Below are 16768 nucleotides of genomic sequence, written 5' to 3'. Positions count from 1 at the left end.
AAAATAGACATAACGATATCACAAGCGAATAGACTATAGCCAAATAGATATTTTTATTCCTGCTTTGTTATTGTCAATAATGAAGAATCTGCTGATTTTATGAGACGCTTCAATGACTATATCGACTTTTACTCATGGTTTGGGGGAACATTTTACCCCTGAAAATTTGCTTCGGTTATCTATTCAATATGGAACACCACTGTGGCTTTATGATGGTGACAGCATCATCAAACAAATCAAAAAATTAAAACAGTTTGATGTGATTCGGTTCGCCCAGAAAGCGTGTTCAAATACCCATATTTTACGCTTGATGAGAGAGCAGGGCGTGAAAGTTGATGCGGTGTCATTGGGTGAAATCGAGCGGGCACTTCATGCAGGTTTTAAATCCGGGTGCGATAAATCAGAAATTGTATTCACTGCGGATGTGATTGATGAGGCGACATTGTCGCGTGTTATTGAGCTGGATATTCCGGTCAATTCCGGTTCTATTGATATGCTGGAACAAATTGGTGAACGTCGGTCTGGGCATCCGATTTGGTTACGTATAAATCCCGGATTCGGGCATGGGCATAGCCAAAAAACTAATACTGGCGGCGAAAATAGTAAACATGGGATCTGGTTTCAGGAGCTCCCTCTGGCAATTGAAAAAATTCATCAATATGGTCTGACATTAGTGGGGCTGCATATGCACATTGGTTCAGGTGTAGATTACCAACATCTCTCCAATGTATGTAATGCCATGGTGGAACAGATTATTCTGTGCGGAGAGGATATTCAGGCCATTTCAGCAGGTGGTGGCTTATCAATTCCCTATAAAATCGGTGAAGAATCAGTAGATACTGAACATTATTACAGTTTGTGGCATGAGGCTCGCCAACGTATTGAACAGCATTTGGGGCATCATGTTGAGCTGGAAATTGAACCCGGCCGTTTTCTGGTTGCTGAGTCAGGTATCTTGATGGCGGAAGTACGGGCGGTCAAGTCTATGGGCAGTCGGCATTACGTGCTGGTAGATGCTGGTTTCAATGATTTAATGCGTCCGACGATGTACGGCAGTTATCACCATATTTCTGTGTTACCAATAAATGGTAATGAATGTATTGAAAATAGTAAAAAACTAGAAACTATAGTCGCAGGGCCGTTATGTGAATCCGGTGATGTTTTCACTCAGTTGGCAGGGGGAGATATTGTACCGCGTCTATTACCTCGCGTTCGAGTCGGGGACTACCTGATTTTTCACAATACTGGTGCTTATGGTGCATCCATGTCTTCGAATTATAATAGTCGCCCTTTGATCCCTGAAGTTTTGTTTATTGGGGAAGAAAGTCGTTTGATTCGGCGTCGCCAAACAATTGAAGAGTTGTTATCGCTGGAAGTCATTTAAAATAAAATACGGGGCATTTTATGTCCCGTATTTAGGTTTAATCAACTTTTCTGGTCAGCATCAGGCAGCTTTATTTTGATGCTGACTTTCAGGCTTTTTTGCAGAATTTGGTACGGCAAATGCATCCGGCTCAAATTCATCGACATTGATTGAACGTAGTCGACTGTTTTCCGCACGTTTCAGGATATCTGCTTCTTCCTGTGTGATTTTATGCTCTGCCAATGCTTGTTCAGCTAGTTTATCCAAACGAGTGAAGCTCAGGTTTTTGCCAGCTTCACGGCTCAAGCGAGCATGGATTGGCTCTGCTGCGATAATATCGTGTAATGCTTCTTCCAGTAACCCGTGAGGGTTGTGTTCACTAGGTGTCAGGTATTGTCCACGTCCAATCCGGCTACGGGTTGCGGAAGGGATTTGTAATAGCTGAGCCAGTTTATGATCCAATTTATCGGATGGTGCGGTATGTATACGCCCTAATGGGAAGACAATCACACGCATTAGACCTGCGACCAAACGGTTAGGGAAATTGCGCAGCAAATCATTCATGGCTTGTTCAGCCTGATTCAGGCTATCTTCTACTGCCCATTGTATCAACGGTAAATCTTCTTTCTGGCGTCCTTCATCTTCATAGCGTTTCAAAGTAGCAGAAGCCAGAAAGACTTGACTCAGGATATCTCCCAGACGAGCTGAAATGCGTTCACGGCGTTTCAGGCTTCCACCCAAGACTCCCATTGAAACATCAGAGAGCAGAGCAAGGTTGGAACTTAAGCGATTGAGCTGTTGATAGTAACGGCGAGTAGCGTCATTAACTGGTGAACGGCTGGTTCTGCCTTTAGTAATACCAAGCCATAGGCTGCGTAGGGTGTTGCTGGCAACATGGCCTAAGTGACCAAAGAGGGCTTTATCAAAGTCTTTCACATTGTTGCTTTCTGCTGCCGCTATTTCAGCCAGTACATAAGGGTGGCAGCGGATTGCGCCTTGACCAAAGATGATCATGCTACGAGTCAGGATATTTGCACCTTCAACAGTGATAGCAATTGGTGCACCCTGATAGCCGCGGGCAAGGAAGTTGGATGGGCCAAGACAGATGCCTTTACCACCAGCAATATCCATTGCATCAATGATGGAACGCTGCCCTCTATGCGTACAATGGTATTTCACGATAGCGGACAGAACCGCAGGTTTTTCACCCAGCATGATACCACTGGTAATCATCGTCGCGGCTGCATCCATCAGGTAAGAGTTACCTGCGATGCGTGCCAGTGGCTCTTCAATACCTTCCATCTTACCGATAGGCAGTTTGAACTGACGGCGGATATGGGAGTAAGCACCGATTGCCATCGCTGCGCTTTTTAGTCCCCCTGTTGCGTTGGATGGCAGGGTAATGCCGCGACCAACAGACAGACACTCAACTAGCATACGCCAGCCCTGACCTGCCATTTTCGGTCCACCAATGATGTAATCGATAGGAACAAAAATATCTTTACCACGGGTTGGGCCATTCTGGAATGGAATATTCAGAGGGAAATGGCGGTGACCAATTTCAACTCCAGGAGTATTGGTTGGGATCAAAGCACAGGTAATTCCCAGTGATTCAGTATCACCCAGCAGATGATCAGGGTCATACAGTTTAAATGCCAATCCCAGTACGGTAGCGATCGGAGCAAGAGTAATGTAACGCTTATTCCAATTCAAGCGCATACCAAGAACTTGCTCACCTTGCCATTCTCCCATACAGACAACACCTGTATCAGGAATAGCGCCGGCATCTGAACCTGCTTCCGGGCTGGTCAAGGCAAAACAAGGTATTTCTTCACCACGGGCAAGGCCGGGCAAGTAATGTTTTTTCTGTTCGTCAGTGCCATAGTGTTGCAGCAATTCACCTGGCCCCAAGGAGTTAGGTACGCCAACAGTAATTGCCAGAATACCTGATACGCCAGCCAGTTTTTGTAGTACCTGAGATTGGGCGTAAGCGGAAAATTCCAGACCACCGTATTCTTTCTTGATGATCATGGCAAAGAAACGATTTTCTTTCAGATAAGCCCAAAGTTCTGGGGGCAAGTCAGCCAATTCATGAGTGATTTGGAAATCATTTGCCATGCGGCAGGCTTCTTCAACCGGACCATCAATAAATGCTTGTTCTTCAGCAGTTAACTGCGGTTTTGGATAGTTATGCAGTTTTTGCCAGTCAGGGTTACCACGGAACAAGTCACCTTCCCACCATGTTGTTCCTGCATCAATGGCTTCTTTTTCTGTTGTGGACATGCTTGGCATAACCTTACGGAAGGCTTTTAAACCAGGTGCAGAGAATAAAGAGATGCGTATTGGTGTAAAGACAAGAGGGGATAGGACAATGGCTAATGGTAACAGCAACCAGTAGCTCCAAAGGCCTGTCATGCCCATTATTAGCGTATAGGCAACAAGCAGTAGGCTACTGAGAGCCAGGCTGACTTTGCGGTAACAAAGTCCGCCAATCAAGACTAAAAATAAAATAATACTGAGAGCGGTCATAGTAAAACTCCTGTAAATCTCAGGTTGAGTTGTCAGAGGTCTGACCTGTTGTGGTGTCCTTCTTTTTTAGATGAGGAAAATGTATTTATCAATATGTTTACATCCTAATTACAATCTAGCTCACAAAGTCATTTTATTTTTGCGGATGATAATTCCACTGAAATGTGATGATACCTTCTTTCAGGGGGGGGAATCCGTTACACTGATTGACGAGTATTATTAATTCCGAAGACCTTTCAGGAGTATAAGTTCCATGTACCAAGAACTGATCCGCAGTGAGTTATCCGAGGCCGCAGATACGTTGGCTAATTTCCTTAACGATGACGTAAATATTGAAGCCATTCAAAAAGCCGCTGTTCTGTTGGCTGATTCATTCAAGGCTGGAGGAAAAGTGCTTTCCTGTGGTAATGGTGGCTCGCATTGTGACGCCATGCATTTCGCAGAAGAATTGACAGGCCGCTACCGTGAAAATCGTCCGGGATATCCGGCCATTGCGATTTCTGATCCTAGCCACTTATCCTGCGTGAGCAATGACTTTGGTTATGATTATGTTTTTTCCCGCTATGTTGAAGCTGTTGGCCAGAAAGGTGATGTATTGCTCGGTATTTCGACTTCAGGAAATTCTGGCAACATTATTAAAGCGGTTGAAGCAGCCCGTGCCAAGGGGATGAAAATTATTACCTTGACTGGCAAGGATGGCGGAAAAATGGCAGACACGGCGGATGTTGAAATTCGAGTACCGCATTTTGGTTACGCAGACCGTATTCAGGAAATTCACATTAAAGTCATTCATATCCTGATTCAATTGATTGAAAAAGAAATGGTAAAAGTTTGATTGTTGTTCATTAGAAATAGGCGTTAGGAATAGGTGTTAGAGGTAGGCAATGTGTGAATTACTTGGCATGAGTGCCAATGTGCCAACAGATATTGTTTTCAGTCTGAGTGGCCTAATTCAACGGGGTGGGCAGACCGGTCCTCATAAGGACGGCTGGGGAGTAACCTTCTATGAGGGGTTGGGATACAGGACGTTTAAAGATCATCAATCCAGTTGTCATTCACCTGTGGCTCAATTTGTCCGGGGCTACCCGATCAAATCAGAAGTGATTGTGGCCCATATTCGTCAGGCAAACAGAGGTAATGTTTCTCTGGTAAATACCCACCCATTTACCCGTGAGTTGTGGGGAAAATATTGGACTTATGCCCATAATGGTCAATTTAAGGGACACAATAAGTTGAAAACGGGTAGTTACCGACCGGTTGGGGAGACAGACAGTGAATGGGCATTTTGCTGGATATTGCATCAATTATCGTTGAAATATCCCAAGCGTCCTTCCAATTGGCCGGCAGTGTTTAAGTTTATTGCTTCTCTGGCTGATCAGCTGAGAGAAAAGGGTGTTTTCAATATGCTGTTGTCGGATGGACAGTTTGTCATGGCTTACTGCTCGACTCAATTGCATTGGATTACTCGTCGTGCTCCTTTTGGTAGTGCTAAATTACTTGATCAGGATGTTGAAATTGATTTTCAGCAGCACACCCAACCGGGGGATGTAGTATCAGTAATTGCCACTCAGCCTTTAACAGGAAATGAAGTTTGGCACCGTATCGAATCAGGTAACTATGCGCTATTTCATTTTGGAGAAAAAATAGTCTGATTTACGGTTCCAAAAGGAGTGTCGGTTTTTGGGGTTTTACGTTAACAACATATTGCCCGCCTATTACGCTAACAGTGGCTGGAATGCTATTTTGGGCAAAATACTCATAGGCGGGCTGTAATTCTTTCCAAAACAGATAATTATCGTTATTTTGATGTCGCTTCATATTTTGTGGAGTCATCTTAAAAGGGTAAATATTGATTTCTATTTCATTCTGTCCATGATGAAGTGCACTTTCTGCATACTGATATATTTCATCCATATAACGGTTGGTCATGGCATAACAACCCATTGATTTACATTCACCATGAATCATTAAATTACTGCCTGAATATCCTTTGGATTTATCAAATTTATTGGGAAAGCTCAGATTAATGGCTCGATAACCTTTCTTTTTCATAACGTAATCGGGCGGTTAGATGAAATATGAGTATTAGAACTGTAATGTTTCGTAGAAATTATGAGTAAAAGATAGCAGTGATATTCTGCTCTTGCGAAGTTATTTTTCGATTGTAATTCACTTTGTTGTAGGGAAAAGTGATGAGAGCATTCGTCTTTCCCGAGTAGTTAAGATTTAGACGAGTAATTATTTTTATTTGCTTGAGCTATGTCACTTGATTAATCAGACAGTCAGTGGGCGAGATGTTAGAATTGCCGCTGGCAAAAATTAAGAGAAAATTGTAACGATTATCGGAGTGAATAACTTGAGGCATATATCGCTCAAGGTGTTTTTTTATTACTGAAGTAGCTGCATTACCCTAAGGGAATACCGTAGGGCTATCTGTAGTATATGATTTAACTGATAAACTTGTGCAAATCTTATGATAAAAATTAAAAAAGGACTCAACCTCCCGATAGCAGGAGAGCCTGCCCAAGTTATAGAAGACGGTCCAACCATTCGCCATGTCGCTTTACTGGGCGAAGAATATGTTGGAATGCGTCCTTCTATGCTGGTTAAGGAAGGTGAGCATGTTAAAAAAGGGCAAATTCTTTTTGAAGACAAGAAGAACCCAGGGGTTGTTTTCACTAGTCCTGCAAGCGGTAAAATTGTAACCATTGGGCGTGGTGAGCGCCGTGTTCTGCAATCTGTCGTTATTGAAGTGAGTGGTGATGAGAAAGTTACGTTTGATAGCTATGAACGTGCTGAACTTACTGACTTGAGTCGTGAACAGGTAGAGAAAAACCTGCTTGCTTCAGGTTTATGGGCAGCACTGCGTACACGTCCTTTCAGTCGTTCTCCTGTTCCCGGTTCCATACCAAAGGCAATCTTTGTCACGGCAATAGATACTCAGCCTCTGGCTGCTGATCCTTTAGTCGTTATTGCAACTCAGGAAGAGGCTTTTGTTGATGGCCTGAATGTTCTGTCAAAATTGACAGACGGAAAAATCCATATCTGCCACGGCGCTGGAAATATTCCAACAACAGGAAATAATGATCAAATCACATATAACCGGTTTATAGGCCCACATCCAGCTGGTTTGGTTGGTACTCACATTCATTTCATTGAACCTGTCAGTGCCAAAAAAATGGTATGGCATCTGGGTTATCAGGATGTTATTGCCATTGGTAAACTATTTACTACGGGCGAGCTTTACACTGATCGTGTGGTATCTCTGGCAGGGCCGCAAGTTAAATCCCCACGCTTGGTGCGCACTCAGCTGGGCGCTGATTTGCTGGAGTTGACGCAAAATCAGTTGAAAGAGGGTGACAACCGTATTATTTCTGGCTCCGTATTGTATGGTACAAAATCAGATGATGCGCGCCATTACCTTGGCCGCTTCCATACGTTAGTTTCCGTTCTTGCAGAAGGTCGGGAAAAAGAGCTGTTCGGTTGGATCGCCCCGGGCATTAATAAGTTTTCCATTACCCGTACCACAATTGGGCATTTCCTGAAAAAGAAACGTTTTGCTTTCTCAACCACGACAAATGGTGGGGAACGTTCCATGGTGCCAATTGGTAACTATGAGCGAGTAATGCCACTGGATATCATGGCAACGCACCTATTGCGTGACTTGCTTGCTGGCGATACTGACAGTGCTCAGGCGCTGGGTTGTCTGGAGCTGGATGAAGAAGATTTGGCATTGTGTACCTATGTTTGCCCCGGCAAATATGAGTATGGTCCAGTACTGCGTGACGTGCTGACTAAGATTGAGCTGGAAGGGTAACTCATGGGCCTGAAAAATTTATTTGAAAAAGTAGAGCATCACTTTGAGGCCGGCGGCAAACTGGAAAAATATTATCCTCTCTATGAGGCAGTAAGCACCGTTTTCTACACGCCGGGTACAGTGACAAAAGGGCGTGCTCATGTTCGTGATGCCATTGATCTCAAACGCATGATGATCTTGGTGTGGTTATCTGTTTTCCCTGCGATGTTTTGGGGAATGTATAACGTCGGGAATCAGGCAATACCAGCCCTGACTCATTTATATAATGGAGATGCCTTACAGCAGGTTCTGTCTTCTGATTGGCATTATGTACTTGCTCAGTATCTGGGGGCGTCATTGACACCAGATGCAGGGTGGGGCAGTAAAATGCTGTTGGGAGCGACCTACTTCCTGCCAATTTATGCGGTTGTTTTTGTCGTTGGTGGTTTCTGGGAAGTTTTGTTTGCCATTATCCGTAAACACGAAATCAACGAAGGATTTTTTGTCAGCTCTATTCTGTTTGCACTGATTGTTCCACCAACATTGCCATTGTGGCAGGCTGCTTTGGGGATTACTTTCGGCGTAGTGATTGCGAAAGAAATCTTTGGTGGTACTGGTCGTAACTTCCTTAACCCCGCTCTGGCTGGTCGTGCTTTCCTGTTCTTTGCTTATCCGGCACAGATTTCAGGTGATTTAGTCTGGACTGCGGCTGACGGTTTTTCTGGTGCAACGCCTTTGTCTCAGTGGGCAACTGCGGGTGAGCACGGTTTGATGAATACCATTACCGGGCAGCCAGTTACGTGGATGGATGCTTTCATCGGTAACATTCCCGGCTCAATTGGTGAAGTCTCCACTCTGATGATTTTCATCGGTGGTGCCATCATTCTGTTTGCTCGTATCGCTTCATGGCGCATCGTTGCTGGTGTGATGATCGGTATGATTGCAATGTCTTACCTGTTTAATGCGATTGGCTCCAACACTAATCCAATGTTCGCTATGGAGTGGTATTGGCACATGGTTCTGGGAGGCTTCGCTTTCGGCATGATCTTTATGGCTACTGACCCTGTATCCGCAGCGTTTACGGATAAAGGGAAATGGGCATACGGTATTCTGATTGGTGTTATGTGTATTTTGATCAGGGTCGTAAACCCAGCGTATCCAGAAGGAATGATGTTGGCGATTTTGTTCGCTAACCTGTTCGCGCCACTGTTCGATTATCTGGTGGTACAGGCCAATATTAAGCGGAGAAAAGCCCGTGGCTAATGATAAACCGAAAAATAATGACAGCATCGGCAGAACATTCCTCGTTGTTTTTGTACTGTGCCTTGTATGTTCAATTGTGGTGGCTGGGTCGGCCGTAGGCTTGAAAGCGCAGCAGCAGGAACAGAAACTGCTGGATAAACAGCGCAATATTCTGGATGTGGCTGGTTTGCTAAAACCGGGTATGACAACTGCGGAAATCAACCAAATTTATAGCAGCCGCATTAAGCCTGAATTGCTTGATTTGAAAACGGCAACACTGGAAAAAAGCAGCGGTAATTTCGACCTGAATAATGCTCTGCGCAGTGACGAAACCAGTATCGCTTTATTACCAGATCAGGATCTGGCGAAAATTCGCCGCCGTGCCAATATGGCAGAAATTTATCTGGTTAAGGATGAGCAAGGCAAAACGATTGAACTGGTTCTGCCGGTATACGGTTCTGGTCTGTGGTCAATGATGTATGCCTTTATTGCCATTGATGTAGATGGTGTGACATCCCACGGCATTACTTACTATTCTCATGGTGAAACCCCGGGTTTGGGGGGTGAGGTTGATAACCCACAATGGCGCAAGCAGTGGGTAGGTAAAAAACTTTATAACCCACAAGGTGTTCCAGCACTTAAGATCGTCCGTGGTGGAGCCGGTGATAACCCTTACGGTGTAGATGGCCTGTCTGGAGCGACTCTGACTTCTAACGGTGTTCAGCATATGTTTGATTTCTGGCTGGGTGATAACGGTTTTGGCCCGTACCTGAAAAAAGTACGCGAGGGAGCCTTGAAAGATGGCTGATAGTAAAGAGATAAAACGCGTCCTGCTTGGGCCGTTGTTTGATAATAACCCAATTGCATTGCAGGTTTTGGGAGTGTGTTCAGCATTGGCGGTTACCACCAAACTTGAAACTGCGTTGGTTATGACCATTGCTGTGACATTAGTGACGGCATTTTCTAACTTTTTCATTTCATTGATCCGTAACTATATTCCTGGCAGTGTGCGAATCATTGTACAAATGGCGATTATTGCATCGCTGGTTATCGTGGTAGACCAAATTTTGCAGGCTTATGCTTACGAAATCTCCAAACAGCTATCGGTGTTTGTTGGTTTGATCATCACGAACTGTATTGTAATGGGGCGTGCTGAAGCTTATGCCATGAAAGCACCACCAGTTGAAAGTTTCATGGATGGTATCGGTAATGGTTTGGGCTATGGCGTCATTCTGTTGCTGGTTGGTTTCTTGCGTGAACTGTTTGGTTCAGGAAAATTGTTCGGTATGACGGTGCTGGAGTCTGTCAAAAATGGCGGTTGGTATCAACCAAATGGTTTGTTTCTGCTGGCACCGAGTGCGTTCTTCATTATTGGTATGCTGATTTGGGGTCTGCGGACTCTGAAACCTGCGCAGGTTGAGAAGGAGTAACAAACAAAATGGAACACTATATTAGTTTGTTTGTCCGCGCAGTCTTTATCGAGAATATGGCGTTATCTTTCTTTCTCGGTATGTGTACGTTTTTGGCGGTGTCGAAGAATGTTAAGACAGCTTTTGGCCTAGGTGTAGCTGTAACTGTTGTATTGGGTATTTCCGTTCCTGCCAATAACCTTGTCTACAATCTGGTACTCCGTGATGGAGCCTTGATGGATGGGGTGGATTTGAGCTTCCTGAACTTCATTACCTTTATCGGGGTAATTGCTGCACTGGTACAGATTCTGGAAATGATCCTAGACCGTTATGTTCCGGCACTGTACAACGCGTTGGGTATTTTCCTGCCGTTGATCACGGTGAACTGTGCGATTTTTGGTGGCGTTTCATTCATGGCACAGCGTGACTATAACTTCGGAGAGTCCATCGTATACGGTTTCGGTTCAGGTATGGGATGGATGCTGGCGATTGTTCTGATGGCTGCGATCCGTGAAAAAATGAAATATGCGGATGTTCCGGCAGGTCTGAAAGGATTGGGAATCACCTTTGTCACCACCGGTTTGATGGCATTGGGCTTTATGTCCTTCTCCGGTGTGCAGCTCTAAAGGCGAGAAGAATTCATGGATATAATCATTCTAGGCGTAGTAATGTTTACCCTGATTGTGTTGGTGCTGACGGCAATGATTTTGTTCGCAAAATCCAAGTTAGTGAACACAGGGGATATTAAAGTTGAAGTCAATGGCGATGAAGATAAAAGTTTTTCTGCTCCCGCTGGTGACAAATTGTTGAATATGCTTTCCAATCAGGGGATTTTTGTTTCCTCTGCTTGTGGTGGCGGTGGCTCTTGTGGTCAGTGCCGTGTGAAAATCAAGGAAGGTGGTGGTGATATCCTGCCAACGGAACTTTCCCACATCAATAAGCGTGAGGCTAAAGAAGGCTGTCGTCTGGCATGTCAGGTTAATGTTAAACAAGATCTGAAAATCGAATTGCCAGAGGAGATCTTCGGTGTCAAGAAGTGGGAATGTGAAGTTATCTCCAACGATAATAAAGCAACTTTCATTAAAGAATTGAAACTGAAAATTCCTGATGGGGAAGTCGTTCCATTCCGTGCGGGTGGTTACATTCAGATTGAATGTCCTCCACATGTTGCCCGTTATGCGGATTATGATGTGCCACAGGAATATCGTGAAGATTGGGATAAATTCAATCTGTTCCGTTATGTCTCTGAAGTCAAAGAGCCGACAGTTCGCGCATATTCAATGGCGAATTATCCGGAAGAGCATGGCATTATCATGCTGAACGTACGTATTGCAACGCCTCCGCCAAGAAACCCAGATGTTGTTCCGGGTATCATGTCTTCATACATTTGGTCACTGAAGGCGGGTGATAAGGTAACGATTTCCGGCCCATTTGGTGAGTTCTTTGCGAAAGATACTGATGCAGAGATGATCTTCATCGGTGGTGGTGCGGGCATGGCTCCAATGCGTTCTCATATATTTGACCAGCTTAATCGTTTGAGTTCCAAGCGTAAGATCTCTTTCTGGTATGGTGCACGTTCTAAGCGTGAAATGTTCTATACCGAAGATTTCGATCAGCTGGCGGCAGAAAATGAGAACTTTACATGGCATGTGGCACTGTCAGATGCTCTGCCGGAAGATAATTGGGATGGTTATACAGGCTTTATTCATAATGTCCTGTATGAAAACTACCTGAAAGATCATCCGGCACCAGAAGACTGTGAATTCTATATGTGTGGGCCTCCAGTCATGAACGCCGCAGTTATTAAGATGCTGAAAGACCTCGGCGTAGAAGATGAAAACATCATGCTGGATGACTTCGGCGGCTGATGTTTGTAACATTCTGATTTAATGATAAGCGCCCACTTTTGTGGGCGCTGACGATTCAGAAAGAGCTCAAATAAGCCAGAAAGAGTAAGTTATGCTGAGTAAAAAAATTATCCACTGGAGTGTATTGTTATTTTCGGTTGTACTGCTGGCAGCCTGTGGTGGCCCAGAGCAGCAAAACCTGAATGGGCAAACAATGGGAACGTATTACTCCGTTAAATATGTTGCTGACTCATCTTCACCTGCCCCAGAAAACCTGCAAAAAGAGATTGATCGGTTGCTGGAGGAGGTGAATGATCAAATGTCCACTTATCGGCCAAATTCTGAATTGAGTCGTTTTAATCAAAGCCGTGAAGTGAATAAACCATTTCCGGTATCTGCCGCGACAGCGAAAGTTGTCACAGAAGCCATGCGAATCAATAAGCTGACAGAAGGAGCACTGGATGTCACTGTTGGCCCATTGGTGAATTTGTGGGGCTTTGGGCCGGAAGGGCGAATGACTAAAGCACCGACGGATGAAGAGTTAGCGACTCGCAGAGGGTGGACAGGCATTAATCACTTGTCTGTTGAAGGTAATAATCTGATTAAATCTATTCCTGAACTGTATGTCGATCTCTCTTCCATTGCTAAAGGTTATGGTGTTGATGCTGTAGCTGAGTATCTGGAATCTCAGAACATTAAAAACTACATGGTTGATATTGGTGGTGAAGTGCGCACATTGGGCAACAATGGCAAAGGCAATCCATGGCGGATAGCAATAGAAAAACCATCGGATAGTGGTATGGCACAGAACGCCCAGGAGATCATTGAACCAGGCAATATGTCTATAGCGACATCGGGTGATTACCGAAATTATTTTGAACAGAATGGAGTGCGTTACTCTCACACCATTAACCCTAAAACCAGCAGGCCGATAACACATAATTTGGTTTCAATTACTGTGATAGCGCCGACCTGTATGAGTGCAGATGGATTTTCTACAGGCTTGGATGTATTGGGGCCAGAGAAAGGAATGGAAGTAGCGGAAAAGCTGAATATTCCGGTCTTTATGATTGTCAAAACCAAAGAGGGTTTTGAAGAGCGCTATAGCACGGCTTTTAAGGCATACTTGCAGAAGAAATAAAAGAAGGAGAAAGGTTATGGAAGTCTTTATTGCTGCTTTTATCTTTTTCCTATTGGCATTTGCGGGAATGGCATTGGGCTATATTTTTAAGCGCAAGAGCATTCAAGGAAGCTGTGGTGGCTTGGGAAGTATCGGCGTAGAAAAAGTTTGCGATTGTCCTGAACCCTGTGATGCGCGTAAAAAACGCATGGCAAGGGAAGCTACCCGTCAAGCACAGTTGGAAAAGAATCGTATTCTGTGATGCTGTTTTACAATCCAGCTAATTTTCGATTAGAAAAAAGTAACCCGCTGCCAGATAAACAGCGGGTTTTTGTTGTCTATTCAGAAAAGTTTATTCAAGGCATTTTGCTCAAGACATATCGAAAAGATGGCATTTTCTGTGGGCTTGGTGTAGGTAATTTTTCACTGAGCTTATTGAAATACCTAAATCTTTTGCAACCTCTTTGTAACGTAGGCCTTGTAGTTGAGTGAGTAGAAATGCCTGTCGAACTTTTGTCGGAAGTTCATCCAGCGTTTTATCTATCTTTTCTAACTGTTCTAACAGCACGAGTTGATTTTCAGAAGGACGTGATGAGATTTTGGGCAGTTCACTAATGTATTCCAGATAATTATCTTCTAGTTTTTTTCTGCGCCAGTAATTGGCAAGGGTTCTACGGGCTATCGTCATTAAAAAGGCTCTTGGCTGGCGAATATTCTCAAGATCCGAAGATTGCATCAATTTAATGAAAATCTCATGAGCGAGATCTTCGGCATGATTTGGACAAGCACTGTTTTGTTTGATCCAGTTACATAACCAGTGATGGTAATCGGAATAAAGTTTCTGGGCGATTTGACTGTGCCCAAATGTGCTTTTTTGCACCACCATGATGATATTGCCTGATGGGATAGGATAAATATGATAATGATTATTATTTGTATTTATTCGGAAGAAGTCAACGCAGCATTCTAGATCTAACCCCCTTAAAAATTAAGAGGGTTAGCGATCGAGTGGTTAAATGTCAGTTAGAACTGTTGTGAAATACTGAACTTGTAATTACGGCCAATTCCGGAAACTGCTTCTCCCAAGTACGGATAGTAATCACGATTGAACAGGTTATCGATGGTGATCCGTGCTTCAAATCCTTTCATATAAGGAGGGCGCCAGCTTGCAAACAAGCCGTGTAAGGCATAACCGCTACTTTTAGGGAATGACCAAGAAATAGCCATTGGATCATCATCCTTTGGTGAACGGTCTTGTTTACGGACAAAATCGCCTTTCCAACCCATTGCCATCTGCCATTGTGGAATCTTGAATCCCAACATGGCATGTGCAGATGTTGGTGGTATTTCTGCAATCCAGGTTTTACGACCTAGCCATGGATCGCGCATGGAAGCATCACGCTGGCCGCGCATAGTAGAGAACGAGAATTTTCCGAATAGCGTTCTACTATCATAGAACGTCTCAATTTCCAGCCCTTCAATGGTATAACCTGATAGATTGCGATAATTTGCCAGAGGCTTTTCACATGAGTTGCTCGAACCACTTTCAATCTGATCTTTACAATAAATTCCACGTCTTTTAAAAATTTCATCTGTACCGCGGTTACGGAATAGGGTGGTGCGGATTTGCAGGCTATCATCTTCAAACATCAGATTATCAAAATTGAGAATGGTTCCAAGACGAATTCCTGCCATCCTTTCAACATCAAGATTACGACTGGAACCAGGAAGACCACCTGTTGACTGTACTTCATATTGCTCATCTATTACTGGAGCACGCCATGTACGGCTGATATCTGCAAATAGTGACAGATGTTTGTTGGCTTGCCACATCATACCTAGATGGGGTGTCCAGCCAGTATAAGTTACCTTGCTATAGTCATGATTTATTTCAGGTGATTTGTTGTTATATATCGGGGCATTATTTTCTTTACCTACATTTTTGATATGGTCATAACGGACGCCAGGTGTGATGGTAACACTACCTAATTTTAGTGAATCCTGAATATAGAAACTGTAAGTTTGTTGGTCTCCAGCTGGCATATAACCAGGTTGATAATAGCCGTAATTAAATGCTGGATCGTCCTTTTTATTCTTATCGAGTATCAAAATATGGCGTTGGTTTTTATGCCAACGAGCACCCATCAATAATTCGTGTTCTACTGTGCCAATTAAAAATACACTTTTATTATTTATATCAGCTAGTTGATCAACATATTTAATCCAACTTCTTTGCCCCATAATTCCTGCAAGTGCGAGGTTAACACCTTCTATTTCAGGGCGACGATCATTTTGTTCAGTATTCGAATAGGCATAAGTCATCGTCAGATTTAGCCATGGATTATCTTCTGGAGCGATATTCCATTTGGCAGAATAGTTTTGATCGACTTGATCACGAAAAACCAGTTTTGTCTTCCATGCCTTGTCCAGACCATATTTTTTTATTTCACTGGTGGAGGGAACATTCATTTTATCCCGTTTAGCCGCCCACGGTTGCCAACCATCTGATTCAGAGCGCATGGCAGATAAACTGATAGTATGTGCGTCACTGGGATAAAAGTTGGTTTTCAATAAATAGGCGGTTTGGTTGTTTTGAGAGTACTCAAAACGGGTGCCATCAGGGCGTTTGATATTGTGTCCATCACGTTTACTGACATAGAGTAAGCCATCAACAAAACCGTTGGGATCTCTGCCATATATTGCGCCACTGTTGATCCATTGTCTGTCATTGGTGTGGTAGCTTTGTTTGACAAAACCGCCCCAATCCTCATCTGGCCGCAACAAATCGCCAGCATCTTTTGTTACAATTTTGACAGAACCACCAAATCCACCGTTGCCGTTCAGCAAATTGTGTGGCCCTTTATCAACGTCTACACGTTTGATTAATTCAGGTTCAATAAAGACGGAACCCTGACGATATTTCTCGAATCCTTTTGGCGCATCGTCCAGCGTGATTTTGATATCTTCTTGGTCTCCCATTCCCCAAATATTCAGGGTTTGCCCGCCGGGACGCGGAGAGCCTGACATCGAAACACCGGGAAGTTGGTCGAGTAATTGAGCAATGTTATCTGCCTGAGTCCGGTCAATATCCGCTTTTTTGAGCACTGAACTTCCCGCACTGGTGCTATTGTGTAAACTTTCAACGACTGAAAGTGTAGGTAATTTCATCACCTCATTTTTCTTTTCAGCTTTTTGCTCTGTTGAATTTTCGATAGCATAAACAGGGCTGGCAAAAGCTGCCCCTAATACAAATGTCCCTGAAAGTGCGCCGCTTAAGATTTTTTGAATCATGGTCGCGATTGGGCGTTTTTCTAATTTTTGACTATTATTTTTCATAAATTCCCTGAAATATGATCAAGTAAATATTCTTTAATGTAATAAGTCACTTGAGAAATCAAAACGGACAAATAAAAATGAGAATTATTTTTATTTTTTGATGGAGCCACTATTTATTGCAGATGT

General features: G+C 43.7%; 14 protein-coding genes and 1 pseudogene. 11 read left to right on the top strand and 4 right to left on the bottom strand.

The features are described from left to right. Positions 1-112 precede the first annotated feature (112 nt). Positions 113-1384 (top strand): diaminopimelate decarboxylase, encoded by a 1272-nt coding sequence (gene lysA, locus Xvie_RS03470; RefSeq protein WP_086107970.1) that lies wholly within the window; start codon positions 113-115, stop codon positions 1382-1384. A gap of 60 nt (positions 1385-1444) precedes the next feature. Here lysA and fadE read toward each other — a convergent pair whose 3' ends face one another. Next, positions 1445-3892: an acyl-CoA dehydrogenase FadE gene (gene fadE / locus Xvie_RS03465; RefSeq protein WP_086107969.1), complete on the bottom strand. Its 2448-nt coding sequence runs from the start codon at positions 3890-3892 to the stop codon at positions 1445-1447. A 253-nt stretch (positions 3893-4145) separates the two neighbouring features. On the opposite strand from fadE, the gene lpcA reads away from it, so the two are divergent. Then, positions 4146-4727, top strand: a complete 582-nt coding sequence (lpcA, locus tag Xvie_RS03460) for a D-sedoheptulose 7-phosphate isomerase (protein WP_086107968.1) — start codon at positions 4146-4148, stop codon at positions 4725-4727. A gap of 49 nt (positions 4728-4776) precedes the next feature. Continuing rightward, the gene (locus Xvie_RS03455) at positions 4777-5544 is read left to right on the top strand and encodes a class II glutamine amidotransferase (RefSeq protein WP_086107967.1); all 768 of its coding nucleotides are present in this window, start codon (positions 4777-4779) and stop codon (positions 5542-5544) included. Between the two features lies 1 nt (position 5545). On the opposite strand, the pseudogene Xvie_RS03450 reads toward Xvie_RS03455, so the two are convergent. After that, positions 5546-5935 (bottom strand): annotated as a pseudogene (locus Xvie_RS03450) (L,D-transpeptidase family protein); the annotation flags it as partial. Positions 5936-6365: 430 nt separating this feature from the next. On the opposite strand from Xvie_RS03450, the gene Xvie_RS03445 reads away from it, so the two are divergent. The 8 genes from Xvie_RS03445 to nqrM all read left to right on the top strand — a co-directional run bounded on the left by Xvie_RS03445 (position 6366) and on the right by nqrM (position 13568). Beyond that, positions 6366-7709, top strand: a complete 1344-nt coding sequence (locus tag Xvie_RS03445; protein ID WP_086107966.1) for a Na(+)-translocating NADH-quinone reductase subunit A — start codon at positions 6366-6368, stop codon at positions 7707-7709. 3 nt (positions 7710-7712) lie between these two features. Next, positions 7713-8951, top strand: a complete 1239-nt coding sequence (locus Xvie_RS03440) for an NADH:ubiquinone reductase (Na(+)-transporting) subunit B (protein WP_086107965.1) — start codon at positions 7713-7715, stop codon at positions 8949-8951. Beyond that, positions 8944-9738: a Na(+)-translocating NADH-quinone reductase subunit C gene (locus Xvie_RS03435; RefSeq protein ID WP_086107964.1), complete on the top strand. Its 795-nt coding sequence runs from the start codon at positions 8944-8946 to the stop codon at positions 9736-9738. Before Xvie_RS03440 ends, Xvie_RS03435 begins: the two co-directional genes overlap by 8 nt. Next, the gene (locus tag Xvie_RS03430; protein ID WP_086107963.1) at positions 9731-10360 is read left to right on the top strand and encodes an NADH:ubiquinone reductase (Na(+)-transporting) subunit D; all 630 of its coding nucleotides are present in this window, start codon (positions 9731-9733) and stop codon (positions 10358-10360) included. Before Xvie_RS03435 ends, Xvie_RS03430 begins: the two co-directional genes overlap by 8 nt. A gap of 8 nt (positions 10361-10368) precedes the next feature. After that, on the top strand, positions 10369-10965 hold the full coding sequence (gene nqrE, locus Xvie_RS03425) for an NADH:ubiquinone reductase (Na(+)-transporting) subunit E (RefSeq protein WP_086107962.1): 597 nt from the start codon (positions 10369-10371) through the stop codon (positions 10963-10965). A 15-nt stretch (positions 10966-10980) separates the two neighbouring features. Further along, positions 10981-12207, top strand: coding sequence for an NADH:ubiquinone reductase (Na(+)-transporting) subunit F (nqrF, locus tag Xvie_RS03420; protein ID WP_086107961.1), 1227 nt, complete (start codon positions 10981-10983; stop codon positions 12205-12207). Between the two features lie 91 nt (positions 12208-12298). Continuing rightward, positions 12299-13327, top strand: coding sequence for an FAD:protein FMN transferase (locus tag Xvie_RS03415; protein WP_086107960.1), 1029 nt, complete (start codon positions 12299-12301; stop codon positions 13325-13327). 16 nt (positions 13328-13343) lie between these two features. Continuing rightward, positions 13344-13568 (top strand): (Na+)-NQR maturation NqrM, encoded by a 225-nt coding sequence (gene nqrM, locus Xvie_RS03410; protein ID WP_086107959.1) that lies wholly within the window; start codon positions 13344-13346, stop codon positions 13566-13568. 108 nt (positions 13569-13676) lie between these two features. Here the strand turns inward: nqrM and Xvie_RS03405 are convergent, their stop codons facing one another. Next, positions 13677-14192 carry a sigma-70 family RNA polymerase sigma factor gene (locus Xvie_RS03405; protein WP_086107958.1) on the bottom strand — a complete coding sequence of 172 codons (516 nt, stop codon included), beginning with the start codon at positions 14190-14192 and terminating at the stop codon, positions 13677-13679. Between the two features lie 137 nt (positions 14193-14329). Continuing rightward, on the bottom strand, positions 14330-16642 hold the full coding sequence (locus Xvie_RS03400) for a TonB-dependent hemoglobin/transferrin/lactoferrin family receptor (protein ID WP_086107957.1): 2313 nt from the start codon (positions 16640-16642) through the stop codon (positions 14330-14332). Between the last annotated feature and the right edge of the window lie 126 nt (positions 16643-16768).

Source organism: Xenorhabdus vietnamensis (assembly GCF_002127535.1).
GTDB classification, from domain to species: Bacteria; Pseudomonadota; Gammaproteobacteria; order Enterobacterales; family Enterobacteriaceae; genus Xenorhabdus; species Xenorhabdus vietnamensis.
Note: the sequence above shows the minus strand (reverse complement) of the source record. Positions and strands in the feature narration are given on the sequence as shown.